This window comes from Shewanella chilikensis, from assembly GCF_037953065.1.
In the GTDB taxonomy this organism is placed as follows: Bacteria; Pseudomonadota; Gammaproteobacteria; order Enterobacterales; family Shewanellaceae; genus Shewanella; species Shewanella chilikensis.
In genome coordinates, this window is record NZ_CP149966.1 from 2,336,274 (window position 1) to 2,359,843 (window position 23,570).

At 51.3% G+C, this 23,570-nt stretch carries 22 protein-coding genes; 9 read left to right on the plus strand and 13 right to left on the minus strand.

The features are described 5' to 3' along the window. Window positions 1–304: 304 nt before the first annotated feature. From WKR14_RS10725 to dapA, 4 genes are all read right to left on the minus strand, one after another. A complete protein-coding gene (locus WKR14_RS10725; RefSeq protein ID WP_226563937.1) occupies window positions 305–3,397 on the minus strand; it encodes an efflux RND transporter permease subunit in 3,093 nt (1,030 codons plus the stop codon). Next, window positions 3,394–4,479 carry an efflux RND transporter periplasmic adaptor subunit gene (locus WKR14_RS10730; RefSeq protein WP_339087714.1) on the minus strand — a complete coding sequence of 362 codons (1,086 nt, stop codon included), beginning with the start codon at window positions 4,477–4,479 and terminating at the stop codon, window positions 3,394–3,396. The genes WKR14_RS10725 and WKR14_RS10730 overlap by 4 nt, the downstream gene beginning before the upstream one ends. 414 nt (window positions 4,480–4,893) lie before the next feature. Continuing rightward, window positions 4,894–5,994 carry an outer membrane protein assembly factor BamC gene (bamC, locus tag WKR14_RS10735; RefSeq protein ID WP_165565060.1) on the minus strand — a complete coding sequence of 367 codons (1,101 nt, stop codon included), beginning with the start codon at window positions 5,992–5,994 and terminating at the stop codon, window positions 4,894–4,896. Between the two features lie 4 nt (window positions 5,995–5,998). Continuing rightward, the gene (gene dapA / locus WKR14_RS10740; protein WP_165565059.1) at window positions 5,999–6,883 is read right to left on the minus strand and encodes a 4-hydroxy-tetrahydrodipicolinate synthase; all 885 of its coding nucleotides are present in this window, start codon (window positions 6,881–6,883) and stop codon (window positions 5,999–6,001) included. A 174-nt stretch (window positions 6,884–7,057) separates the two neighbouring features. Here dapA and WKR14_RS10745 point away from each other — a divergent pair, with 174 nt between their 5' ends. Both WKR14_RS10745 and bcp read left to right on the plus strand, forming a co-directional pair. Continuing rightward, window positions 7,058–7,606 (plus strand): glycine cleavage system protein R, encoded by a 549-nt coding sequence (locus WKR14_RS10745; RefSeq protein WP_101056328.1) that lies wholly within the window; start codon window positions 7,058–7,060, stop codon window positions 7,604–7,606. 40 nt (window positions 7,607–7,646) lie between these two features. Further along, on the plus strand, window positions 7,647–8,114 hold the full coding sequence (gene bcp / locus WKR14_RS10750) for a thioredoxin-dependent thiol peroxidase (RefSeq protein ID WP_101056327.1): 468 nt from the start codon (window positions 7,647–7,649) through the stop codon (window positions 8,112–8,114). Between the two features lie 130 nt (window positions 8,115–8,244). Here the strand turns inward: bcp and WKR14_RS10755 are convergent, their stop codons facing one another. Next, entirely contained in the window at window positions 8,245–8,871 is a 627-nt protein-coding gene (locus WKR14_RS10755) for a LysE/ArgO family amino acid transporter (protein ID WP_101056326.1), read from the minus strand. A gap of 156 nt (window positions 8,872–9,027) precedes the next feature. On the opposite strand from WKR14_RS10755, the gene WKR14_RS10760 reads away from it, so the two are divergent. Next, complete coding sequence (locus tag WKR14_RS10760) at window positions 9,028–9,921, plus strand: LysR family transcriptional regulator ArgP (RefSeq protein WP_101056325.1); 894 nt, start codon at window positions 9,028–9,030, stop codon at window positions 9,919–9,921. Between the two features lie 86 nt (window positions 9,922–10,007). Here WKR14_RS10760 and WKR14_RS10765 read toward each other — a convergent pair whose 3' ends face one another. After that, on the minus strand, window positions 10,008–11,102 hold the full coding sequence (locus WKR14_RS10765; RefSeq protein WP_101056324.1) for an AI-2E family transporter: 1,095 nt from the start codon (window positions 11,100–11,102) through the stop codon (window positions 10,008–10,010). A gap of 61 nt (window positions 11,103–11,163) precedes the next feature. Continuing rightward, on the minus strand, window positions 11,164–11,427 hold the full coding sequence (locus WKR14_RS10770; RefSeq protein WP_308427927.1) for a sulfurtransferase TusA family protein: 264 nt from the start codon (window positions 11,425–11,427) through the stop codon (window positions 11,164–11,166). An 84-nt stretch (window positions 11,428–11,511) separates the two neighbouring features. On the opposite strand from WKR14_RS10770, the gene WKR14_RS10775 reads away from it, so the two are divergent. The 3 genes from WKR14_RS10775 (at window position 11,512) to WKR14_RS10785 (ending at window position 13,832) form a co-directional block, all read left to right on the plus strand. After that, entirely contained in the window at window positions 11,512–12,981 is a 1,470-nt protein-coding gene (locus tag WKR14_RS10775; RefSeq protein ID WP_101056323.1) for a M48 family metalloprotease, read from the plus strand. 122 nt (window positions 12,982–13,103) lie between these two features. Beyond that, window positions 13,104–13,454, plus strand: a complete 351-nt coding sequence (gene arsC, locus WKR14_RS10780) for an arsenate reductase (glutaredoxin) (protein WP_101056322.1) — start codon at window positions 13,104–13,106, stop codon at window positions 13,452–13,454. Beyond that, window positions 13,455–13,832: a DUF2069 domain-containing protein gene (locus WKR14_RS10785; protein ID WP_101056321.1), complete on the plus strand. Its 378-nt coding sequence runs from the start codon at window positions 13,455–13,457 to the stop codon at window positions 13,830–13,832. It begins immediately after the preceding gene. 291 nt (window positions 13,833–14,123) lie between these two features. On the opposite strand, the gene WKR14_RS10790 is transcribed toward WKR14_RS10785, so the two are convergent. The 5 genes from WKR14_RS10790 to WKR14_RS10810 form a co-directional block, all read right to left on the minus strand. After that, window positions 14,124–14,948: a DUF4198 domain-containing protein gene (locus tag WKR14_RS10790; RefSeq protein WP_025010276.1), complete on the minus strand. Its 825-nt coding sequence runs from the start codon at window positions 14,946–14,948 to the stop codon at window positions 14,124–14,126. Between the two features lie 3 nt (window positions 14,949–14,951). Then, window positions 14,952–15,485 (minus strand): DUF2271 domain-containing protein, encoded by a 534-nt coding sequence (locus WKR14_RS10795; RefSeq protein ID WP_339087715.1) that lies wholly within the window; start codon window positions 15,483–15,485, stop codon window positions 14,952–14,954. A gap of 67 nt (window positions 15,486–15,552) precedes the next feature. After that, window positions 15,553–16,086 (minus strand): PepSY-associated TM helix domain-containing protein, encoded by a 534-nt coding sequence (locus tag WKR14_RS10800; RefSeq protein WP_373296827.1) that lies wholly within the window; start codon window positions 16,084–16,086, stop codon window positions 15,553–15,555. A gap of 165 nt (window positions 16,087–16,251) precedes the next feature. Further along, the gene (locus WKR14_RS10805) at window positions 16,252–18,120 is read right to left on the minus strand and encodes a VRR-NUC domain-containing protein (RefSeq protein WP_339087716.1); all 1,869 of its coding nucleotides are present in this window, start codon (window positions 18,118–18,120) and stop codon (window positions 16,252–16,254) included. Next, window positions 18,120–19,628 (minus strand): EAL domain-containing protein, encoded by a 1,509-nt coding sequence (locus WKR14_RS10810; protein ID WP_339087717.1) that lies wholly within the window; start codon window positions 19,626–19,628, stop codon window positions 18,120–18,122. The genes WKR14_RS10805 and WKR14_RS10810 overlap by 1 nt, the downstream gene beginning before the upstream one ends. 263 nt (window positions 19,629–19,891) lie before the next feature. On the opposite strand from WKR14_RS10810, the gene WKR14_RS10815 reads away from it, so the two are divergent. Together WKR14_RS10815 and WKR14_RS10820 are read left to right on the plus strand one after the other, a co-directional pair. Beyond that, window positions 19,892–20,365: a mechanosensitive ion channel family protein gene (locus WKR14_RS10815; protein WP_339087718.1), complete on the plus strand. Its 474-nt coding sequence runs from the start codon at window positions 19,892–19,894 to the stop codon at window positions 20,363–20,365. Next, window positions 20,362–20,955 carry a class I SAM-dependent methyltransferase gene (locus WKR14_RS10820; RefSeq protein ID WP_339087719.1) on the plus strand — a complete coding sequence of 198 codons (594 nt, stop codon included), beginning with the start codon at window positions 20,362–20,364 and terminating at the stop codon, window positions 20,953–20,955. Before WKR14_RS10815 ends, WKR14_RS10820 begins: the two co-directional genes overlap by 4 nt. Here the strand turns inward: WKR14_RS10820 and WKR14_RS10825 are convergent. Then, window positions 20,952–21,230 carry a peptidylprolyl isomerase gene (locus WKR14_RS10825; protein ID WP_025010268.1) on the minus strand — a complete coding sequence of 93 codons (279 nt, stop codon included), beginning with the start codon at window positions 21,228–21,230 and terminating at the stop codon, window positions 20,952–20,954. The genes WKR14_RS10820 and WKR14_RS10825 overlap by 4 nt on opposite strands. 325 nt (window positions 21,231–21,555) lie before the next feature. Between WKR14_RS10825 and WKR14_RS10830 the strand changes: the two genes are divergently transcribed. Further along, window positions 21,556–23,505, plus strand: coding sequence for a PKD domain-containing protein (locus WKR14_RS10830; protein ID WP_287591032.1), 1,950 nt, complete (start codon window positions 21,556–21,558; stop codon window positions 23,503–23,505). The last annotated feature ends 65 nt before the right edge of the window (window positions 23,506–23,570 follow it).

The window sequence follows — 23,570 nt, forward strand, 5'->3', positions numbered from 1 at the left end:
GCTTCCGCTTTTAGTGGCGATAGCTGCAGGGAAAAGTACTCCTGCCGCGGCAAGTTGGCGGTAGCTTTTCAGTCGGGTCTGGGCAAACAGAATCCCCCCGGACATATAGTCTCCGAGGAAAGGTCAATACAAGGTGAGCAAACATTGTAGCAAATTTGCACAGAAAGATCTTGGTGAAAAAAGAGACTGATATTTTGTTAAAACCAAATTTTCAGCTCAAGCTGACCCCTAATGATAGATATCATTCTAAAAGACTAATACCCATGGACTATAGAGCCCAAGTTGGTACTTGGGCTCTATAGCGTCATTCTGTCAGTTCCTTTTCCAACTGTTGGGCCACTGCTTCCGGTGAGCTGGAACGGCGAGCAAACAGTGAATAAGCCACAGGGATCACCAACAGGGTAAACACTGTAGCCAGCAAGATGCCGGAGAGCACCACCACGCCAATTACAAAACGGGTCTCGGCGCCTGCCCCCTCGGCGAGCACCAGAGGCACGGCGCCGGCGGCCGTGGTTATACCTGTCATCAGTATCGGTCTGAGCCTTTGGTTGGCCGCTTGCAATATAGCGGCGTCGAACTCAAGTCCCTTATCCCTGAGCTGGTTGGCAAACTCGACGATAAGAATACCGTTTTTGGCCGCCAGCCCTACCAACATGATGATGCCTATCTGGCTGTAGATATTTAGACTTTGGCCGGTCAGCAGTAAGCCCACCAGAGCGCCCACTGTTGCCAGCGGCACAGTCAACATGATCACCATGGGGTGGATATAGCTCTCAAACTGCGCCGCCAATACCAGGAACACTATTCCCAACGCCAGCAGGAACACGAAGTACATGGAGCTGCCGGACTCCTGATAGTCGAGTGACTGGCCTTTGTAGCTTATCAAGGCTTCTGCCGGTAAATAGGTGTGGGCCAAATCATTGAGATAATCGAGCGCCTCACCCAGGCTGTAACCTTCCGCCAAACTGGCCTCCAGGGTTATCGCCCGCATCCGGTTGTAGCGATGGAGCTGACTGGCGTCGGCAAACTCCTCTATGCTCACCAGGTTCGAGAGCGGGATCAGTTGCTTGCTGCGATCTGAGCGCACATAGATATTCTGCATATCCGAGGCGGTGTTTTGGCTGTCGCGGTTGCCTTCAATGATCACATCATACTCTTCACCATCACGCATAAAGGTGGTCACCAGGCGAGAACCCAACATGGATTCCAGTGTACGCCCGATATGAGCTATGGAGACCCCGAGATCAGCCGCCCTGTCTTTGTCGATGACTACTCTGAGCTGAGGCTTAGTTTCCTTGTAGTCATGATCCAAACCGACCAGGTTGGGGTTTTCCGCCGCTTTTTCCAGCATGATGTCGCGCCATCTGGCGAGTTCCTCATAACTGGGGCCGCCAATGACAAACTGTACAGGTTTACCGACACCGCGGCCAAAGGCCTGGCGCATCACAGGAAACGCCCTGACGCCGGCGAGATCGGCGAGCCTGCCACGGATATCATTGATGATCTCCTTGGCGGGACGGCGCTGGCCCCAATCATTGAGTACTATGATCGCCATACCGTTGGAGAAGTTGGCCGAGCCGCCCCAACCGCGAGGCGCACGGATCAACAAACGTTTGACTTCGCCGCTGTCGACCAGAGGCATCAAACGCTGTTCCACCTCGTTCATATAGGCTTCGATATATTCATAGCTGGCGCCCTCCGGGCCGTTGACCATCAGAAACATAGAGCCCCTGTCTTCCTGAGGCGCAAACTCCTGCGGGATCAGTTTAACCATGTAGGCACTGGCTCCAAGAGCCGCCACCACCAACAGGGAAACCAGCAAGGGGTGCTTCATGGCGCCGGTAAGGCTGCGGCTGTAAAAGCCTGCCAGAGCGTTCATTCCCTTATCGACCTTGCGCATCAGCCAAGTATCCTGGCTCGCGGGCTTAAGCAGTTTGGAACACATCATGGGACTGAGTGTCAGCGCCACTATCGAGGAAAACAACACGGCGGCACTCATGGTGACGGCAAACTCTTTAAACAACTTACCGAGATCGCCATCGAGGAAGGTGATTGGCATAAATACCGCCACCAACACCGCCGTAGTGGCAATAACCGCAAAGGCCACCTCACGGGCGCCGAGGAAAGCGGCTTTCAATGGACTGTCGCCCTCTTCGATGCGGCGGTGAATGTTTTCCAGCATCACGATGGCATCATCCACCACCATACCGATAGCCAGGATCATCGCCAGCAGGGTCAAGAGGTTAATTGTGTATCCCAAGGCGTAGAGCACGATAAAAGTGGCTAGTAGGGATACGGGCACAGTTAGTGCCGGGATCAACATGGCGCGCACGCTGCCAAGGAATAGGTAAATGACGATGATCACCAAAATAATGGCGATAAACAGCGTCTGATACACCTCGTCGATAGAGGCTTCGATAAACACTGAGCTGTCGTAGGAGCGTTTGATCTCCATCCCCTGGGGCAGAGTCGGGTTGATCTCATCCACCAGTTTATTCACCGCCCGCGCCACTTCCAAAGTATTGGCGGTAGACTGTTTGGAAACCCCAAGGCCTATCATGGCTTCGCCGTTACCGCGGAACATGATCCGCTCTTCTTCGGAGCCGATTTCGACCTGGGCCACATCTCCGAGTTTAACCAGGTAACCGTCGCCCCCTTGAGTCAGCACCAGGTTAGCAAAGTCTTCGGCGGTGCGAAAGCTGCGCTCAAGCCTTACGGTAAAGTGACGTTCCTTGGATTCGATGGAGCCGGCCGGCAGTTCGACGTTTTCCGATCGCAGCGCCGATTCGACATCGGCCACCGTCAGGTTACGGGCCGCCAGCGCCTGGCGGTCAATCCAGACCCGCATGGCGTAGACCTTGCCGCCACCGACACGCATATTGGCCACCCCGTCGATGACGGAAAATCTGTCGGTAAGATAACGGCGAGCATAGTCAGTGAGTTGTAAAGTGGTCATCTGATCCGACACCAGATTGAGCCACATGATCACTTCATCGCCGCCATTGGCCTTTTGCACTTCAGGCGGATCGGCCTCTTCCGGCAGGTTATCAAGCAAACCTGAAATGCGATCGCGGACATCGTTGGCCGCCGCTTCAATATCCCGGTCAATATCAAATTCCAGCACCACGGAAGAGCGGCCGTCTGTACTGGATGAATTGATATGGCGTATGCCTTCAACGCCGCTGATCCTGTCTTCAATCAGTTGAGTGATCCGGCTTTCCACCACAGAGGCACTGGCACCACGGTAGCTGGTATCTATCGAAACTATCGGCGGGTCAATATCCGGGTATTCGCGCAGCGGCAACTTACCGAAAGACACCAGACCAAAAGCAATCAACAAAAGACTGATGACCGAGGCGAAAACCGGCCGTTTAACGGAAATGTCTGTCAGTATCATGCTGTGGTCTTCGCCTCTTCAGCCGTCAGGAAGCTGAAATGTTCCTTGAACTCCACCTTGACCTTGTCACCGGGACGGACCTTGAGGATCCCGCGAATGATCACCTGCTCACCCAGCTCGACGCCTTCGAGAATTTCCACCCATCCACGGCTGCGCAGCCCTATGGTGACCTGTCGCTGTTCTACCACACCTTCGCTGTTGGTCAGATAGAGATAGTGGCGGTTTTGAATAGGAATAATAGCCGACTCGGGCAGCAACAAAGCCTCACGGTTTTGCTTGATGAGCTTCACCTTCATCAACATGCCAGGCAGCAGTTGACCATCCGGGTTGGGGATCTCGGCGCGCACCACAACTGCCCGTGTGGTAGGGTTAACCCGGCTGTCGATGGAAACAACCTTGCCTCGAAACAGCTTATCCGGATAGGCAACCGCCCGGGCTTCCACGGTTTTGCCCGGCAACAAGTCTTGAATAAACCGCTCGGGAACCGAGAAGTCCAACTTGATAACCGAGATATCATCCAAGGTGGTGATCACCACTCCCGGGGTCACCAGGCTACCGACCGAGACCTGGCGTAAACCCAGGCGACCGTTGAAGGGGGCGGTAATCTGCCTATCCCGCAGTGCCGCCTGTGCTTGCTCGACTTCGGCCTTGGCACTTTCTATCAGGGTTTGCAATCGGTCGCGTTCGGTTTCAGCAACTGTTTTGCTGGTTACCAGCGAGCTGATACGGTCAAACTCACGGGTATTCTCCCGCACCTTGATCCTGGCCAATTCCACCCTGGCTTGCTGTTCGGCGTCCTGCAGTTTGGCAAGCAGTTGTCCTTGCTTGACTATCTGACCATCATCGAAACGAATCGAGGTCAGCACATCGCTGACCTTGGGGGTGATGGTCACTGATTCATAAGCCTTGGAGGTACCAAGCGCCTCCACTTCATCCCGCACAGCCTGTATAGCGGCCTTATACACCACAACATTGGGTACCGGGCGGGCTTTTTTCTCCATCGGGGCTGGCTGCTGATGCCATTGTTGATAACCAATGGCTGCTGCCGCCAGTAGTACCACTAGGAGTATTATTTTTTTCATTGATTGTCCGAAGGTACAGAATTTTATGGGTAAAACAGTTTACCCTGCGACTTATCGGCTTCAATACGTTTTACTTTTACTTACAAATTACATTTATTTGACACAGATGGAAACATGGTTAAAGAATCTGTATCAACCACTAGCTCGCGGAGATAAAAGCTGCCTAATAACCCAAAAGCCAAAGAGTATTCTATATAAGGCCATTTGCGCAGTGACTGAGCTATTTCATCTAGCGTTCTGTATAACTGAATGTGCAGCACAAAAATCATACAGAAACATTACAAGTTAAGTGGCTACAGGAAGGACCAGTTGATACTACCAAAGGGCTCTGGCGCAATTGCTTGGCAACTGAATAAAAAAGGCGCCGAATTCGGCGCCTTTCCAATCAAACCCGCAGTGATAAACCAGAAGCGCTTAACGCACCTTACGATCTTCGCGCATCAACTCAGCTAGGTTCTGATAAACGGCTTCAATGGTTTCATTGGCGAGTGGCTGATCGGCCACATCGTGCAGACGAATTTCAGTCTGCTCTTTGTTGGCGGCGTCTTCTTTCAGCAACAAACGATAACTGCCTTCTTTGAGCGCCAACTTGTTATCGCCCCACAAGGAACTCCAGAAGCCGGAGTTGTCATTCAGATTAACGTAGAACAAGCCTTTACTTGAGTCCATGTCTACCACTTCCAAGCCAAGCTCAGGCAGTACTAGCCGTAGACGATCCCAGGTACGCTTGAACGGCGCATCGGCCACCCAGTAGCTTTCACTGTCACCGCCCTGATGCAGTGACATATCAATGCCGAGACTTTGCTTGATGCGGTTGGCCTTGATCATCTGCTCACGCTTGAGGCTCATATAGGCCACGGCACTGTTGAGCATGTCTATGGTATAACGGCGCTTATCTTCACCGCTGAGCAATACCGGCAGCTCTGAGCCGTCATAATGTTCTTCGTGGTCGATAAGTGTGATCAGCAAATTGCCGGTACGGCCATGAGGACGAACTTCGACATCGAAACGGAAACGCTGGCGCAGCTGGTATACTTTATCGCTGCCAAACCAGGAAGAATCGAGTACCTGCTCAGTTTCAATCCAATCTGTTTCGATAGAACCTTTATCATAATCTTCAGAGACTATGCCGTAGCCTTGCTTTTGCAGGTAACCCTTAACTGTGCTGAAGATCTCCTGCTTAAGATCAACGCTGTTGTCGATGGACTCAACCACGACTTTAATATTATCACTGCCCTCTTCCACATGAGTGCCTTCCGCCATAGGCAGTACTTGTAGAGGCGGGCGGATATCGAGTTTTTCACCGACAAACTCGGGATTGCTCTTGGCACCAAGCTGTGGGATCTCAAACTCTTTACTGAATCTTGGAGTGTCCAAACCTTCCGGGATCACCAAAGGTGCTGAAGTGCCGGCATCTACGTATTCGAAGTCGCCGTTGGCCTGGCGACGATCAATCGGCGTACTGCAGGCTGCAACAGCGACAACCATCACTAAGGGGGTAACTTGCTTTAGCATTAAATTATTCAACCTCTATCCCGGCTTTTTGCATTGCGTTAAGCAACAGACCATGAAACTCTTCAGAAAGTTCAGTCAGAGGCAAACGAATTGTGCCTTCGCTGATGAGTCCCATACGGTGAACTGCCCACTTAACCGGTATTGGGTTAGCCTCACAAAAGAGTGCGCTGTACAAGCCGCTCAGGGATTCATCAACGGCTTTTGCCTCTACGGCTCGTCCTTGCAATGCCGCGTCACACATGGCCTTGAAGGCTTTAGGGACGATATTATTGGCAACCGATATCACCCCATTGCCGCCAAGGGTCAAAAATTCACGCGCTGTGGCGTCATCGCCACTGAACAGTAGAAAATCATCACCGCAAAGCTCACGCAGTTGTTTCACCCGGGAGAGGTCGCCTGTGGCTTCCTTAACCCCAATGATATTAGGCACATCACAAAGCTGGGCAACGGTTTCCGGCTTCATGTCAACCGAAGTACGACCGGGAACGTTATACAGAATTTGGGGAACATCCGTGCTGGCTGCAACCGCCTTATAATGGGCAACCAAGCCTTTGGGCGTTGGCTTGTTATAGTAAGGAGTAACCCCCAACATGGCGGCCACGTCGAGTTTCGACAATCCCCGGGTCAGTTCTATGGCTTCGGCGGTGGCATTAGCGCCATTCCCCCCGATAACGGGAATACGACCTGCGGCAAAAGAAAGGGTTTGCGACACCACTTCAAGGTGTTCGTGAATGGGCAGAGTGGCTGATTCGCCTGTGGTACCAACTGCAACTATGGCATCAGTCCCCTGTTCGATATGAAATTCCACCAAACGTTCGAGACTTGCAAAATCCACTGAGCCATCGCCTTGCATGGGCGTAATTAAGGCTACGATGCTTCCGTTTATCATCTTATGTCCCCAAGATTTCAGGATTCGCTATGGTACTGGTGCAGCCAGCCAATGACAAGCACTGTCAGGGCTAACAAATCGAATAAGTTGTGGTAGCATGGTTGACTGCACAAAAAACTCAGCTCAAAGGGGCTGAGTTTTCGCTCTATGATACCGGAAATATGAGGAAAATTCATGACCAACTACCTGGTCGTTACCGCTATGGGGGCCGACCGTCCCGGCCTGGTCAGCAAACTGGCAAGATTGGCCAGTGATTGCGACTGTGACATAGTCGACAGCCGCATGGCGCTGTTCGGCAACGAGTTTACTCTGATTATGATGTTGTCCGGCTCCTGGGCATCCATTACCAAGATAGAAACCAGCCTTCCCAGTCTCAGTGTCGAGCTTGAGCTGATGACAGTGATGAAGCGCACTTCCAAGCACACGCCGCAAAATTATATCTCGCGTATTGAAGTAACTTTCAATGGCCAAGATCAACGCGGCACAATGAAGCGTATATCCCAGTTTCTGGCTGACAGGTCTTTGGATCTCGGTGCGGTGCGCTCCTACTCGGAAGAGCTGCCGGACGGCAACCAGACCCAGCACGTTTTCCTGGCCATCAATATCCCGGAAAAAGTCGAATTGGATAAGCTGGAAACCAGCATCCAAGCCTTGGCCGAAGAGATGTCCCTGACCTGCAACATCAAACGTATGCAAGGAATTGCGGTTCCCAAGGCCGATTGAATCCCACTTGTCCCAGATAAAGATCAAAAGGATTGAACGCATGAACACCTTAAAAGCAGGCGATAAAGCGCCACTCTTCACCCTTAAAAACCAAAACGATGAAAATGTTTCACTGCAAGATTGCCTGAAAAAAGGCCGGGTACTGGTGTACTTCTACCCCAAGGCGATGACACCAGGCTGCACAGTGCAAGCCTGTGGTCTGAGAGACAGCAAGGCGGAACTGGACGAACTTAATGTGACCGTGCTTGGAATAAGCATTGATCCCGTGGCGAGACTGGGTAAGTTTATCGATAAGCATGAGCTTAACTTCACCCTGCTCAGCGATGAAGACCACGCAGTAGCCGATGCCTTCGGTGTCTGGGGCGAGAAAAAGTTTATGGGCAAAGTTTATGATGGTCTTCACCGCCTGAGTTTTCTGATTGACCAAGATGGCACCATCAGCCACAGGTTCGACAAGTTCAAGACCAAAGATCACCATCAGGTGGTGCTGGACTATCTCAAGGGATAAATCCCGCGGCTAGTTTGCTAACTTCTATTGCTGGCATTCATTACAATAGCTAAGCTTCTATAGCCCAAGCCAGAGACACTAAAAAGCCCGCGATGCGGGCTTTGGTTTTTCTGCAAAATAGCTAATTCCCTCAGAAACCCCTTCCCTGAAAATAGGGCCACAGGATAGCCAGAGCGATTGACCACATGGTCAACCAGATAAACCTGTCCAGATAACGCCAGGCCGCGGGACGGCTAAACACGGGAGCCAACAGGCGCGCACCAAAGCTCAAACTAAAGAACCAGATAAAGGAAGCCAGTACGGCCCCGGCACCAAACCAGCCCCTGACCTCGGTATCAAACTTTGTGCTTATGCTGCCCAGTAAAACTACGGTATCCAGATACAGATGTGGGTTCAAAAAGCTGATCGCCAAGGTGGTGATCATCGCCTTGCGAAACGAATCCGCCGCTTCGGTATCCCCTGTCTGCAACCCCTGACTCTTGAACGAGGAACGCAGCGCATTAAAGCCGTACCACAACAAAAAGGCGGCGCCGCCAAAGCTCGCCAGATGTTTAATGGCCGGCACGGCCAAGATCAACTGACCAAGCCCGGCGACCCCTGCAGTAATCATCAGGGCGTCTATCAAAGAACAGGTCAAGGCGATAGGAAACGGATAGGCACGTTTGATGCCCTGCTTCAATACAAAGGCGTTCTGAGCTCCCACGGCAATGATCAAACTGGCACCTATCCCCATGCCCTGAATGAAAGCGGTTTGCATAATCTCTCCAACAGCAGGTCATCGCAATAATCGGCGACCAATAAAGGTTTTCAATGGCGGCAGTTTACTCCCGGCAAGAAAATTAATATAACTAATGTTTTTTATTGGTCATTAGCAAAACTTATAACCGAGCAAGAATTAACCCAAGGAGTCGTTATGCTGGACTACAGTCATCTCAAGGCACTGTCGGTGGTGGTAGCCGAAGGCGGCTTTGAGCGGGCAGCCAAACGGTTGCATGTGACCCAATCGGCGGTATCACAACGGATAAAGCAGCTGGAAGAAAGAGTGGGACAGGCGCTGCTCATCAGAAGTAACCCTGTAGTGCCGACACCAACAGGCAAGCGGCTTTTACGCCACTATGCTCAGGTCGAATTGTTAGAGACTGAGCTTAGAGCCGAAATGGATGCCGACGATCCGGCCATGCCCACTGTGGTGAGAATCGCGGTGAATGCGGACAGTCTGGCAACCTGGTTTTTGCCGGCTATCAGTTCTATGTTCGCCCGCCGCGGTTGGCTGTTGGAGCTGATAGTGGATGACGAGTCTTACACTCATCACCTGTTGAAAAACGGTGAAGCGGTTGGCTGCGTGACCACTTTGGGACAAGCGATGAACGGCTGCTCCAGCGAGTTTCTCGGGGTAATGGAGTATGCCTGTGTGGCCACGCCTGAGTTTGCCGAACGCTTTTTCGACGGCCTGCCGAATAATGATTCACTGGCCTCGGCACCGGCAGTGGTATTCTCCACCCGCGACAAGCTGCATGAAAAGTACTTGAAGCGCTACTTCGAGATGCTGCCGGGACAATGGTGGCAACACACAGTGCCGTCATCGGAAGGCTTTCTGGAAGCTATTTTGCAGGGGTTGGGTTATGGACTGGTGGGCCATCTGCAAGCCCGGCCGTTGCTGGCATCCGGGCGCCTGATAGAGCTGACACCCATGATGCGGATGCGGGTACCACTCTATTGGCAGCACTGGAACCTCAAGGCTAAGCAGACCACGTTGGTATTCAGGGCATTGGCGGCGAGTGCCAGAAATCACCTGTTACCGGAATAAATACCGGCTTATAAACAGAAACAGGCATTGCTTAAAACACAGGCGACCATAGGCCGCCTGTGTCGGTTAACTTGAAATTTACCGCCCTATTCGGCTTGCGCCTCTAAGGCTGCGTTTTTGGCCGTATCAGCTTCGGCATTGGGCCAGGCGTTCAGTACAGCCTTGACCAGAGAGGCCAGCGGGATCGCAAAGAAAACCCCCCAAACGCCCCAAAGACCGCCGAAAACCAACACAGCGGCTATGATGATCACCGGGTGCAAGTCCACCGCATCGGAGAAGAGTAAAGGCACCAGCAGGTTGCCATCCAGCGCCTGAATGATGCCGTAACCCAGCATCAAATAACCGAACTCGGGGCTGACACCCCACTGGAAGAAGGCAACCAGGGCAATCGGTAAGGTCACCAAGGTGGCACCAACGTATGGGATCAGCACTGAAAGTCCGGTCAACACCCCAAGCAGCGCTGCATAACGCAGATCCATCAAGGCGAAGAACACGTAGCTCACGACCCCGACTATTACAATTTCAATCACCTTGCCACGAATGTAATTGAAGATCTGCTGATTCATCTCGAACCAAACCTTACGGGCCAGCTCACGATTGCTGGGGAAAAAACGCTTACTGCCGCGGATCAGTTCATCTTTATCCTTGAGGAAGAAGAACACCAGCAAAGGCACCAGGATGGCGTAAACCATCAATACCAGCAAGGATGCCGAATAGCCAAGGAGCTGAGTGGCAATATCCAAGAGATGCTGGGTATCGAGCAATTTTTTGAGTTCGGACACCATGGTATCTAGCTGATCTGTTGAGATAAACTGCGGATATTGTTGCGCCTGCTCCTGCAAAAGGATTATTCCTTTGTCGAGCATATTGGGCAGGTCGCTAAGCAGTGCAGCCCCTTGGCGCCAGATGCTGGGGATCAAGCCGAATGACAACAAGATCATCAAGCCGATAAAGAGGATCAGCACCAAAGAGGCTGCTGCAGTGCGGCTTACCCCTATCCTCGCCATCTGTGCCACCGGCCATTCCAGCAAAAAGGCCAATACCAGAGCGACCAGCAGCGGCATCAACAAACCACCGGCAAAGTAAATGGTCAAGGCGATGCCAAGCAGAATAAACAATAGTGTCAGAGCCTGAGGATCACTGAAGCGGGCCTGGTACCAACGACTCAAATAGCTAAACATCCGGGATTCCTGTGCTGATGATGGCTACGCCATCTTGATTATCGCTTCGTCAAGAAGCTGTCTAGTTAGATTCTGCGCTTCTACCCTGTTGGGTAACTGAGACATGTAAACGCAAAACGGCCGACTCATCGGACGCTATCCGACAATCGTAACCCTGTTTTTTGGCGAAACGGGGAACATCCTGCCGCGATCCTGGGTCTGAAAGCAAGAGACACAGAGTTTCACCGGGCAGCAAACGTTTCATCGCCATCTTGGCCTTGACCAGGGCTTCGGGACATCGACTCTGAGTTAAATCAATTAAAACCATGATGAGCTTGCTAAACATAAACCTCGGCTATTATCCTAAGTTGCAACTGAAACCACAAGCCAGGCAGTTATGCATTAGTGGCATACAGGAAATTTAATCAGCTTGAGTACTTTGACTTTTTCCAAGTTCCGACAATCCATTCTGGCCGGTGCCACTACCCTTTTACTTGCCACCGCCAGCCATAGTTTCGCCAATAACGACCTGCCGGATCTCGGAACCGCCGCCGTCAACACCTTCAGTCTCGAAAAAGAGATGGTCTATGGTGACGCCTATATGCGGGTCATTCGTTCCCAGGCGCCTGTGTTATCCGATCCTGTTTTGAGCCAATATGCCACAGAACTGGGTAACAAATTGGTGGCGCATGCCACCGGAGTCAAGACACCCTTCTACTTTTTCCTGCTGCGAAACGATGAAATCAACGCCTTTGCCTTTTTCGGCGGCCATGTGGCAATCCATACAGGCCTATTTCTCAACGCCGACAATGAAAGTGAATTGGCCTCGGTACTGGCGCACGAAATTACTCACGTAACCCAGAGGCACCTGGCGCGCTCACTCGAAGCCCAGGAGAAAGCCAGTCCGGCCACCATTGCCGGGCTGCTCGGCGCAATATTACTGACCATAGCGGCGCCTCAGGCCGGGATGGCGGCACTGGCCACCACTCAGGCGCTGTCGACCCAGTCCAAAATAAACTATACCCGCTTGCATGAAAAAGAAGCCGACAGGATAGGCATGCAAATTCTGGTGGAATCAGGTTTTGATCCCAACGCCTCGGCCAACTTCTTCGGCAAACTGGCGGCCCGTTACCGTTTTACCTCCAAGCCGCCGCAAATGCTGCTGACTCACCCCCTGCCCGAGTCGCGGATCACCGATGCCCGTAACCGCGCGGCTCAGTATCCACACAGATATGTGGCAGACAACCTTAACTTCCACCTGGCCAAGGCCAGGATCCAGGTGCGCTTTTCCAGCTACAGCGACGATGCGGCTCTGTCACTTTTTGAAACCCAATTAGCCAAGCATAACTATGCTTTTAAAGATGCGGCCCTCTATGGTAAGGCATTGGCACTGTTTCGCCTCAAGGACTTCAAACAATCCGAGCAACTCATAGATCAATTGCTGGAAAAAGATCAGGACAACCTCTTCTATCTCGATACCAAAACCGACCTGCTGGTGGAGCGTAAAGATTATCAGGGCGCGATAAAGATGTTGGAAGCCCAGCGACGGCTCAAACCTACCTCCCAAGTGATCAACGCCAACCTGGCCAGCGTTTATCTCGAAAGTAAACAGCCAGAGCGGGCAATCCCGATCCTCGAGGACATGGCGTTTCTGGATAAGCAAAATCCCTTGCCCTATCAATTACTCACCGAAGCTTACAAACAAACCGGTAATAAGACGCTGGAACACTTTTCCAATGCGGAATCCATGGCTCTGCGGGCCAATTATAAGGGGGCTATCGATCAGCTCAACTTTGCCTACAAGGCCGCCGATGGTCAGCCATTGCAGATTGCCAGAATCGAGGCCAAGATACGCCAATTCCGAATCGCTGACAGGGCGCTGGACGAATTGAAGAAATAGTTTGCTTAAACTTTGATTATGCTGGTTTTCATTGGCCCATTCGCCGGGCCACTTTCCCCTGACGTCAGCGCAGATTTTTGCTATCATCGTCGCACTTTTCAGCCAAGGTAAAGAGAAAACCCATGACCCAGGTCACTATTTTCCATAATCCACGCTGCTCCAAGAGCCGTGAAACACTGGCACTACTGGAGTCCAAAGGCGTCGAAATCCAGATTGTCGAGTATCTGAAACAAGTACCCGATGCTGCCACAATCAGTGAGCTGTTGGCCAAACTGGGCATCAGTGCCCGTGAACTGATGCGCACCAAAGAAGAAGAATACAAGGCTCAGGGGTTGAATAATCCTGAGCTGACAGAAGCCCAGTTGATTGCCGCCATGGTAGCTACTCCCAAGTTGATAGAACGACCAATCGTGCTTGCCAAGGGTAAAGCCGCCATTGGCCGTCCACCGGAAAACGTGTTGGCGATCCTGTAAATGAGCAGTCATGCGCTATTACAAGTCTCACGCACGGGCTATCTGTTACTGACGGCCTTGTTGGCCTATGCCTTTATCGATAAGGGGCTCAACGGCGAATACTCACTGCTGTTTACCAGTCTTTGGCTGGTGCCCTTGCTGCTGCCGCTAGCGGGGATCCTCAAAGGCAACCCCTATACCTTTGCTTGGGCCAGCTTCATTCTCTGTCTCTATTTTTTGCACGGCTTGACCTTGCTCTATATAGCCCAGGGCAATGAATGGTGGTTTGCGCTGATTGAGAGTCTATTGATCGCATGCTTACTGATCAGCATGCCCTTCTACGCCCGCAAGCGCGGCCGCGAGTTGGGGCTTGGACTCAAGAAACGCACCAAGGACTGAAAGACTTCCCCCTGAAACAGTGACATCCAGGGGGATTTTTAATCCCTTGACATGGTTCAAAGAAAATCTCGCTATTCTCTACCCCAAAAGCTCAGAAAGAGTGCTGGAGACTACTGATATTATTGATAATAAAACAGGAAAGCTTTCCAAGATAATTAAAGGTTCAGATCACAAGATACAGTGCCTCCAAAAATCAATGCGGCTGAAAGCCGCAGCAATACAAGTGTGACAGGCACTCATAAGGTGATAAGCCTTGAAAGTGCCAGCTTAGAGCAATTTATTTACCAAAGGTTATTGCAGACCGGCCTCGAAAGTGAGGAAAATTTCACTGACTGTCTTATCCGCAAGACGAGTGTCGGCGTTAGGTTGCTCGAATGATGCATGCAACATATAGCGGCCGGCGCTGGGCAGTTCAAAACTCACCTTGCCTTCTTTGTCTGAGGTCAGCGTCAATTCCTGTTTCTGGTTACGATAAAGCGTGCCTTCCTTCACAATCGCAACTTCCACACCGGCAATCACTTTACCCTGGAAATAGAATTGCAGCTCAGTGGGTTCCTGCTCGACTATGTCAGCCGGATGGGTCAAGGGTTTGAGTTCCAGGTATTCCCCTTTCACTTCAAAAGCCTTGTCACTTGGCTTGTTGAGGGTGACATAGGACTCGACCCGAGAGAAATACAGCGCCCCTTCGAGATCGTACGCCCCTTTGGGCATCATCGCCTTGGTGGTTTGCTTGTCGGTACGACTACGGACGCTGTCTTGCTGGCCCTTGAGCTTATAGCGCGACATATATCTTGGCTGGGTCTCTTTCTCGAATCTGTAGGTGCCGTCTTCGGTCAGGCGATAGTCAAACACAGACTTACGGCTGCCGCGGTAGCTCGAGGATGGTCGCTCCTTGGTGCCGGATGGCGTGATGATTTGCACATCTTCAGAGCCAAAAGGTTTGTCAAACAGGAAGACTTCATTACTGGCGCTGACATCTGAAGTGATCCACACACCTTTACCGGGATCGGCAGAGACATTGAACTGGCTGGGCAGTATAAATCTGTCATGGGCCTGCGCCGTTTGTGCCAACAGACAGGCCCCCAGGGCCAACAAGAGTTTGCTTGTTTTCATCATCTTTTACTCCACTAGGTATTGAAGGCTAATCGTGCCGATTTCTATGGTGGGCGCTATTTCAGCTTTGAAGGGCTTGCCGTCGAGCTGAAATTTGTGTCGTACCAAATCCCGGCCACCGTGCTCACGTACCACTTCCACCAGCAAGGTATATTTACCATTGGCAACCTGGCCCCCTTGGTCATCTTTGAGGTCCCAGCTGATGGGATACTTGCCCGCTGGCCGTGTTGCCGATGCAATGGCATCGACAAAGTTCATGTCATCCCGCCCGGCCTTGCGCCACCAGCGACGAATGTCTTTCAGCCACTTGTACCCCTCGCCTTCCTGCATGACCCAAAGGCTCAAGGTTCGCACGCTCTGCCCTTTGGCATCCTCCACCCACACGGCTGTGTAAGGCCTGTGGTATTGGCCCGTGGTGATTTCCGGCAGTGTCAGATTAATCTCCAGCGAATCGGCTTGGGCCTGCCCCAGGGTTAAGCTGCTACTCAGTAATACCGCCAGAGACAGAGACAATCTGGTTTTCAAAGGTTTGCCATTCATACATTCTCCATTCACAACACACCAAAGGTGGGTACGAGTTCATGCTTTGCTATTTGTTACTTTGAACTCAAGGAACAAACAGCAGATAGATAAGGGCACAGGCACTGCTGACACCGGCCATGGCCAGTAAGGATTTTTTCAATCTACGGCTCTGAGGCAACAGCAGGAAAGCGCCGGTCAGGGAAAACAGGATGATAAGAATTGAGCTGAGATCCAGTAGCCAAACCCACAAGGTGCCGCTGTTACGGCCCTTATGCAGATCATTGAGTACTGCGATAAGACCATAATCTATCTGCTCGATATAGGCTTTCCCGTCCAGCAGATCCAGGGTAATACTCTGATAGCGCCCAGGCCCCTTGTGCACCAGCGCCACTTCATCTTCACTGAACTCGGCGCTGTGACCATCCACTCCCCAGTGGCTACTGAGCCAATGCGCTGTGGCTTCGCGCCAATCCGGATCTTCACTATTCACCGGCAACAAAAATCCCGGCAGGACTTCTTCCGATGCCAGGCTTTCTCCGCCCTGGCGGATAAACCAATCAGGATGATTGAGAGTGATGCCGGTAAAGGCAAAGAACAGCATCAACAGCAGCAGTGCCATGGAAACATAGATATGAACGATGCGGGCGAAATGGAGCGATGATTTGCTGACTCTGAACTTCAATTAAGGTTTCCACATGGCACAGGCCGCCGGTGGGCAACCTGTTAATTGACTGTTATTGGTCAATATTAAATAACAATCATTCTTATCTTAATACTATTTACCTTATTTACACTCGCCAGCCGTTACCCAGTCAACATAGCAAACCCGTGCCTCTCCCAAGTCACTGAGGAAGTTGAGCCAGTATATTTGATGATCGGCCAGTTTATCGCCCGGGCCTTTGACTTCAAGCCAGCTGATACGCCCTTCGGCGTCAAATAACACAAGATCCGGATGGCCACTGCGGTAATGCTTGAGATCGCCAAGCATACATTCAAATACCTGAGCGAGCCTCGCGCCGGAAAGTGCCGCCAGCGTTAGCTCCAGCGCCTGTTTCGGCAGGTTTTCCCAGTAAACCCAATCGTTTGCCAGTCCTTGCTTTTGCTGAAAATGGCGCCAAATAACAGCGCCGGGCTCCCGAGCGATTTCATCAAGACGCGCCGTGATGGCCTCTTGACGCCGACTGACAAACTCCTCGGTGAACATATCCCGTGGGCTGCGCTGAAATGGATTATCGAATACCGCCTTAACGGGGGCAAAAATAATGTCCCAAAAGGCGAGTCCAAAGAGGCCACAAAGCAAGGCATTCTCGAGAAAAAACGCCCGGTAACCGAGCGCTTCAAAGTGCGCAGCGACACGCATTTCAACTCGTTCACCATTGGGAGTGAGTTGCAGAGCTATCGCTGGCGGCGCACCCAGTCTACCCGGCACATTTTCATTCAGCGCTTGCAGCCTTAACATCAAAGATTCAAGCGCCAAGGAATCAGGCGCTTCACCATGGCCTGATGGTGAGGCAAACTTGCTGTCTTTGCCATTTGGCAATTTTTTAAGCAGGCGTTTGCCAATACGTTCTATGATTTGCCACTGACTCTCATTACCTGCAAGGTCGCAAAGATGCAGCAGCGCATGAGTCAGAGCCTGCCACTGAGCCTGTTTTTCCAGGCAGCGGCACAGGCGTTCCCTTGCCTGCCAATGTTCACACTGCAAATAGACACTGATGGCAAGAGTGGTTTGCCCTTGCCTTTCGGCTTCGCGGCCTATCAGCGTCAGTAGTTTTTGCTGGCGCCGCTCGAGTAAGGGGTTAGCCTCGGGCATCGCTGAAATGGCATTAAGCTGTTCAAGCAGCAATGGAATATCCAGCGGCTGTTTGGCTAGTATCGCCTCTTCTATCTGCTGACTCATATGGCCAAATGCCAACGCGACGTTAAGCTGCTCTGAGCTGTCATAGGCGCGGTGGGCCTTGTCCAGCACAGTGACTTCAAAGCGCTGCAAGCCCAGATCGCTGAGCACAAACTGGCTCAGATCCTGATAACGGTTGCCAAAATAGAGCAGCAATAGGCCATCGAGAAGCCTCTGGCATTTAAGCTCAAGCCAGTCTATGTCAAGCTCAGAGTTCAGTTCGCCAATCAATAACTGTGAGTCTTCGGGCCCGAGCGCCAGCATGGTACGTTTCAGCGTCTCCTTTGAGGCACCATTTATGTTTTTACCTAGATGCTGCGCAATATCGACCAGCCCCCCAAGACTATTCTCGCCCTCCGAGGCTCGACTCTGTTGCAGTTTGAGAAGCGCCCGGCGCAGCTCTGTGAGGGTGACGCCTTTGAGCCAGGTTTCAGTATTTGGCAATGATGAAGTGCTGATGAGCTCCGCTTGCTCAAGCCCCTTTATCGCAGGCTCCAGAGCCCCTATTTCCGGGTAGTTAAGCTTATCGGTGCGAAACCACTCGCCCTTGCGGGACAAGAGACGCACCAGCAACATCCGCGAAGGCTTGGAGCAGGCAAGGTATGCCGCGCGTAACCTGGCAAGCTCGCTTGGCAAAATATCCAGATAGCGGCGGCTACCCTCCAGCAAGAGTTCAAAATTGCTCAGGTAATAATCGCTTGCAAGTTCAAGAGTGGCCGGTTTCACTAAGGTTTTTGCCGCTAAGGTTTCTGCCATTAGGGAGCTTCGCCTGATTTCACGGTTTTCAGTTGTTCAACCGGCATGGGGCGGGCGAAATAGTATCCCTGCAGCAGGAATATACCGCGCTTTTTGAGGTACTCCACCTGCTCCGCCGTCTCCACGCCTTCGACTATCATCTCAAGCTCTGACTCCATACCAAAGGCGATAATGGCATCCAGCACACCACGCTTGAGGTCATTGGTGCCTATGGTATCGGTAAACATCTTATCTATCTTGATGCTGTCGATCCCCAAGGCTTGAATATACTTAAAGCCGCCATATCCGGTGCCAAAGTCATCAATTTTAAAGCTGTATCCCCTCTCTGTCAGCCAGGCGATTTCCTGCCTGGCAGCGTCAATGTCCGCAATGGGCAAGCGCTCGGTGATCTCAAATTTAAGTCTGTCCGGCTCCGGCCAATTATGCTGTTGCAGCACACGACTGACATGAGCCTCCTCAAGATGTTTTGCCACCAGGTTGATACTTACCCAAGTGCCGCTCTCCAGCTTCGGCAGTTGTTGCAGTACCTGCTGCAGCAAAGATTCGGTAATGGGAATGATCAGGCCACAGGCTTCGGCATGCTCTACAAAGGCGGCCGGGGGGATAAACTCCTTGCCCTTCTTCCAGCGCACCAGGACTTCATAACCGACAATTTTGCCCTGATTAATATCGACTATGGGTTGATAGAAAGGGATAAACTCCTGCCGGGCAATTCCCCTTTGGAGCATACTCTTGAGCGAACTGTGGTAACTCAGATAAAGCCAATAAGCCCCGGCCAGCAGCACTCCGAGCAAAATGCTCAAGGGTAAACCGTAAACAAAGATCTTTTCTCTGGCGTAATCATCGAGTTTCTTTCCAAACCAGAGTTTTTGCTCCACCTGATGCTGCGTGTCCATCACGCTGAGAAAATGCACATGGGATTCTTTGGGTACCGAGGGATTGCCGCGCTCAAATACCAGCCCTTCGGAGCCTGGAGCATGATGCAGAAACTCTATGTAAAAACAATCGCGGCAGGGAAGATTGATAATTTCACGGATCCAACTGCTGTCCAAAATCCAGTAAGCGGTATTGCCATTACTTCTGAAATAAACCAAGAGTTCCTGCTCGGTGTCATGCATGGCACCTGTAGTGGTTAGGCCAAAGCCCTGCCCTATAGGGGTGTCATTGGGAAGATCCGGCAATAGTAAATCCGAGCCGAGCGAACTGCAGCCCATGCCGGTTTTGGTTTTTATCCCCATCACCCGAAAATAGCGATTGTAGTTTTCAGGTGCCCGCAATAATTTTGCGTCTTGCGGGCCACAATCAAAATGAAACTCAGGTACTTGATGGAGAATAATGTCATTGATGGAATGCTGTCTCTGGCTAAGATACTCTTCCATGAGTTTGAACTGATTTTTGACTATTATTGAGGTCACTGGCCTTAGCAATAACTCCGATGACAACAGCAAGAGAACAACAGGTAACAGCAACAGCAGCAAAACCCGTTTGTTCTCGGATACAGCCTTCATGATTATCGTCCTCGCAAAATGTTATCCACTTATACCCAGCCATAGTGCCAGATACAATAACGCAGGTAGCAAATACTCTATTCTGCAGTATAAAACCGTTTGCAGTCAGAACCAGGGGAATTGCTCGATAAAACGTCGAGCCTAGTTTACGTAAGTGACTGAAACTTAAAGATTGACTCTTGCTTCTATCTCAACCTTTGGTTAATTTGGGGCGGAAAACTGAAAATTTCAACGATTAAGATTTAATTATTCGGAGCAGAAGAATGAATGAAAATGTCATTCAGGCAATCCTGGTGTTTGCTGCGTTTGTGGTGATCAGCCTGGTTATAGACAATTCCCTGAAACAAGTGGCCGCCCGCTTTGGCTCGGCAGCCAGCGAATCGTTTCGTTTGATCTCCAATTCCCAGCGAGTGGTTCTGATATTTATCGGTGCCGTCTTGGCCTTATCCAAGTTGGGCTTTGATGTTGGCGCCTTGGTTGCCGGGCTCGGGCTCACGGGTTTTGCTCTGGGTTTTGCTCTCAAAGATGCCATATCCAACCTGATTGCCGGCATTATGATAGTGCTCTATAAACCGATAAAGCTGGGCAATAAAATCGATATTACCGGCTCCAAGGGGACTGTGGTGGATCTCAATCTGCGTTATATCACGGTAAAGGATGAAGGCGTGACGCATCTGGTTCCCAACTCTTTGTTCCTCAACAATAAAGTTTCCATTATTGATGAGGATAAGCAATGACGGCGCAGCTTTGGGATAAGGTTGCCAACCAGGTCAATCTCAATCTGGAAATCGATGTGCAGCGCTTCTGCCAGTTGGTGAAACCCGATGCCAGAATACTGGACTTTGGATGCAGTTATGGCCGGATAGCCAAGCAGCTGAAACAGTTAGGCTATCCTGAGGTGCTGGGGGTCGATCCCTCAGCCGCCATGATAAAGCGCGGCCTCAGTCTGTACCCGGACATCAATTTAATTCAGCTGCCACAACTTCCTTTGCCTTTTGCCGATGAAATATTCGATGTGGTGCTGAGCTGCGCCATTTTAACCTGCATGCCATCTGAAATGGCACAAAAAGCCGCCATATTGGAGCTTAAACGCGTGCTTAAGCCGGGAGGCTTGTTCCACCTGACTGAGTTTTGCGCCCCCATGGCGAAACGTTTCACCTCAGGGCTGGGCACGCCTATGTGTTACCACACGCCCATGCAATTGCAGGAGCTGCTGGAAGACTTTGTCGACCTGAAAGATGAAGTCACAGCCTGTAGAACTTTGGCCGACGATACGGCTCAGAGCTATCGAGCCTTTGCCAGAAAACCGCCGCAGGCTTTAGCTTAATTACGATAAATAGTCTGGATCAGATGAAAACCGAACTGTGTTTTGACCGGACCATGTACTTCCAGCACCGGCTTTTTGAACACCACTTGATCGAAGGCCTTGACCATCTGCCCCGGACCAAACTCCCCGAGATCGCCACCGCGTTTTTTTGAGGGGCACTGAGAATATTGTTTCGCCAGCTTGCCAAAGTCTTCCCCTTTGGCGATCCGGGCCTTGAGTTTTTCCGCTTCTTCACGGGTTTTAACCAAAATGTGTCGGGCACAAGCTCGGGCCATGTTGTTGTTTCTCCTGAGTCATCTTCGTTCGCTAACCAATAACAGGCGATTTTACCATAATCTTGAATCCTCCCCCCATTCGACATGAAACAAGCTGCGCAATTTTGACCTTATTTGCCTTGGGGCAAACTTTAACCAAACCTATGTCAGAGCTTCAAATAGGTTCTGCCACCACTCTCCTACTACATAGTTTGCAACAAAATTCCCATTCTCCCGGACTATTGGTGACCCTACTGGCCCGTGCTATAGTACCCAATAGTTACAACCATTTTTATATAAAACAACAACAAACAATAACAAGCAGTCAACCAAGTGGAGTCGTGCCATGAAGATACTGTCTTACCTCCCTTTAAGCTGTACCCTCTTACTCACCGCCTGTGGCGGTGGTGGCAACGATGATAGTGGTGACCTTATCCCTCCTGTCGTTACTCCACCTCCGGCCTTGTCGCGCTGTGAGCAACAAAGTGAATTCAACAATCAAACAACGGCATCGGGTCTGGTTTTTAAGTTGCAAAGCCACTACTTAGCCGGCCAGCAAAGTAGTGTTATTGCCACTCTGGGCACGCTTAACAGCCGAAATATGCTGTTCCAATGGCAGCAATTGTCAGGGCCCAGTGTCGATATAGCCATTAATGACAGCCCAGTGCTGGCGTTTGTGCCGCCACAAAGCGGTGACTACCGCTTTCAGTTGAATGTCAGCGGCAATGATCTCAGCTTGCAAGAGACTGTCAGCCTGACAGTGGCAGTGGGAAATGGCCTTAACATTCGCCAGGATCATCAGGTGGTAGAGGGCAACAATGTCAGCGTACGACTGGATAGAGTCAATGGCGCTGCGGCAAACAACATCAACTGGTGTATTGCTGCCGGGCCTGAACTTAATCTGGACTTGTCCAACCTTGAACGTCCTTTATTTGTCGCCCCCGGGGTTAGCCAGGATACGGGGGTGATCTTGAGAGCCAGCGCCAATGTTAATGGCGAGATCTTAAGCGATGAAGTCAGCATACTGATAACGGATGAAGCGCAAATTACCTCAGAGTACTTTGATGCGCCAGTTGCTCGCACCCATGCCTACAGGCGTAACTCACCTTATGCCGATGTACTAAAACGCTGCACTTATTCCAATCAGTTAAGCGCTTGCCAGCTCAACACCTTACCTTTGATTGGACAAGGCGCCGGCGGTATCAGTGATAAAGAAGCGATAATGGACCGGGTACTGGTATCCCACGACTGGATGGGGCGTAATTTTGAAGCCTTTATCGAACAGATGGACACTCATGGTGACTTTGCCACTTTATTGCAATCTGTCACCGCCGTGGTGATAAGCTACGATATCCGTCCTTCCTTTTACTGGGTGGTTACCGGCGCCATTTACCTGGATCCGGAAGACCTTTGGCTGACGGCAACCGAGCGCGATAGTATCAATGAAGCGCCGGACTATCGTGCCGGTTTCGGTAATGAGCTGCAGTTCCTGATCCCCTGGCGTTATGTCAAAGACAACGATTATGCCTCTCTCTACCGTGAACGCAGCCAGCGCAGCAACCGCCCTATCAGCGAGTTGACAACCGATCTCTCCTCGCTTCTATACCACGAGTTGGCCCATGCCAATGACTTTTTCCCGCGCAGTGTTCATTCAAGCCTTGAGGGGCCGACTTTGTTGGACGACTTTTACCGGCGCACGACGCAAAAAGCCTTGATATCGGATCAACTCAGCAACGCCTATCCGCTGAATAGCACAGAAATGAGTGCCCTGGCCAGCGTAAGCTTTATGGGTGAAACCGCCACAGCCACCCAAAAGGCATACTCGCCCGGGGATGTCAGCAGCTTCTTCTCTGCCGACAGAGCCAATGATTTTTACAACTACAGCACCTCTAGAGAAGACGCCGCCATGCTGTTTGAAGAAGCCATGATGAGCTATCGCCTTGGGGTACAGCGGGATGTGGCAGTCACAGATAAACCCGTAACCGTGACCGCAAACAGCATCATTGTTGACTGGGGCCAACGGGGACGTATCGGCGCCATTGAACTTAGAAACCGCACAAGCTTGGTGCTGAATGAGATGATGCCTGAGCTTAATAATCAGCTGCTGCTGGATAGTTTGCCGGCGCCGCTGCAGATGCAGCCAGGCCTGAGCTGGGCCGCCAACCTCGGCATATCAGCCACGCCAATGGCGCCGAAGAGCAATATCCAGCATCAGCAACAGAGTGAACAGACTCAAGTGCCGCTGCGTTTGAGTGGCGATCGTCACAGAACTCCTGTGGGGATAAACAGACCCTGACTGTTATTTTGGTTTGTCATTGTAAAAAAAAGCGCTGCTCTAGGGCAGCGCTGCTTTTACTATCT

What these genes read in the sequence shown, in the direction of transcription:
- WKR14_RS10725 (WP_226563937.1), bottom strand. Translation starts at nt 3,397, where the DNA reads ATGATACTGACAGACATTTCCGTTAAACGGCCGGTTTTCGCCTCGGTC.
- WKR14_RS10730 (WP_339087714.1), bottom strand. Translation starts at nt 4,479, where the DNA reads ATGAAAAAAATAATACTCCTAGTGGTACTACTGGCGGCAGCAGCCATT.
- bamC (WP_165565060.1), bottom strand. Translation starts at nt 5,994, where the DNA reads ATGCTAAAGCAAGTTACCCCCTTAGTGATGGTTGTCGCTGTTGCAGCC.
- dapA (WP_165565059.1), bottom strand. Translation starts at nt 6,883, where the DNA reads ATGATAAACGGAAGCATCGTAGCCTTAATTACGCCCATGCAAGGCGAT.
- WKR14_RS10745 (WP_101056328.1), top strand. Translation starts at nt 7,058, where the DNA reads ATGACCAACTACCTGGTCGTTACCGCTATGGGGGCCGACCGTCCCGGC.
- bcp (WP_101056327.1), top strand. Translation starts at nt 7,647, where the DNA reads ATGAACACCTTAAAAGCAGGCGATAAAGCGCCACTCTTCACCCTTAAA.
- WKR14_RS10755 (WP_101056326.1), bottom strand. Translation starts at nt 8,871, where the DNA reads ATGCAAACCGCTTTCATTCAGGGCATGGGGATAGGTGCCAGTTTGATC.
- WKR14_RS10760 (WP_101056325.1), top strand. Translation starts at nt 9,028, where the DNA reads ATGCTGGACTACAGTCATCTCAAGGCACTGTCGGTGGTGGTAGCCGAA.
- WKR14_RS10765 (WP_101056324.1), bottom strand. Translation starts at nt 11,102, where the DNA reads ATGTTTAGCTATTTGAGTCGTTGGTACCAGGCCCGCTTCAGTGATCCT.
- WKR14_RS10770 (WP_308427927.1), bottom strand. Translation starts at nt 11,427, where the DNA reads ATGTTTAGCAAGCTCATCATGGTTTTAATTGATTTAACTCAGAGTCGA.
- arsC (WP_101056322.1), top strand. Translation starts at nt 13,104, where the DNA reads ATGACCCAGGTCACTATTTTCCATAATCCACGCTGCTCCAAGAGCCGT.
- WKR14_RS10785 (WP_101056321.1), top strand. Translation starts at nt 13,455, where the DNA reads ATGAGCAGTCATGCGCTATTACAAGTCTCACGCACGGGCTATCTGTTA.
- WKR14_RS10790 (WP_025010276.1), bottom strand. Translation starts at nt 14,948, where the DNA reads ATGATGAAAACAAGCAAACTCTTGTTGGCCCTGGGGGCCTGTCTGTTG.
- WKR14_RS10795 (WP_339087715.1), bottom strand. Translation starts at nt 15,485, where the DNA reads ATGAATGGCAAACCTTTGAAAACCAGATTGTCTCTGTCTCTGGCGGTA.
- WKR14_RS10800 (WP_373296827.1), bottom strand. Translation starts at nt 16,086, where the DNA reads ATGGCACTGCTGCTGTTGATGCTGTTCTTTGCCTTTACCGGCATCACT.
- WKR14_RS10805 (WP_339087716.1), bottom strand. Translation starts at nt 18,120, where the DNA reads ATGGCAGAAACCTTAGCGGCAAAAACCTTAGTGAAACCGGCCACTCTT.
- WKR14_RS10810 (WP_339087717.1), bottom strand. Translation starts at nt 19,628, where the DNA reads ATGAAGGCTGTATCCGAGAACAAACGGGTTTTGCTGCTGTTGCTGTTA.
- WKR14_RS10815 (WP_339087718.1), top strand. Translation starts at nt 19,892, where the DNA reads ATGAATGAAAATGTCATTCAGGCAATCCTGGTGTTTGCTGCGTTTGTG.
- WKR14_RS10820 (WP_339087719.1), top strand. Translation starts at nt 20,362, where the DNA reads ATGACGGCGCAGCTTTGGGATAAGGTTGCCAACCAGGTCAATCTCAAT.
- WKR14_RS10825 (WP_025010268.1), bottom strand. Translation starts at nt 21,230, where the DNA reads ATGGCCCGAGCTTGTGCCCGACACATTTTGGTTAAAACCCGTGAAGAA.
- WKR14_RS10830 (WP_287591032.1), top strand. Translation starts at nt 21,556, where the DNA reads ATGAAGATACTGTCTTACCTCCCTTTAAGCTGTACCCTCTTACTCACC.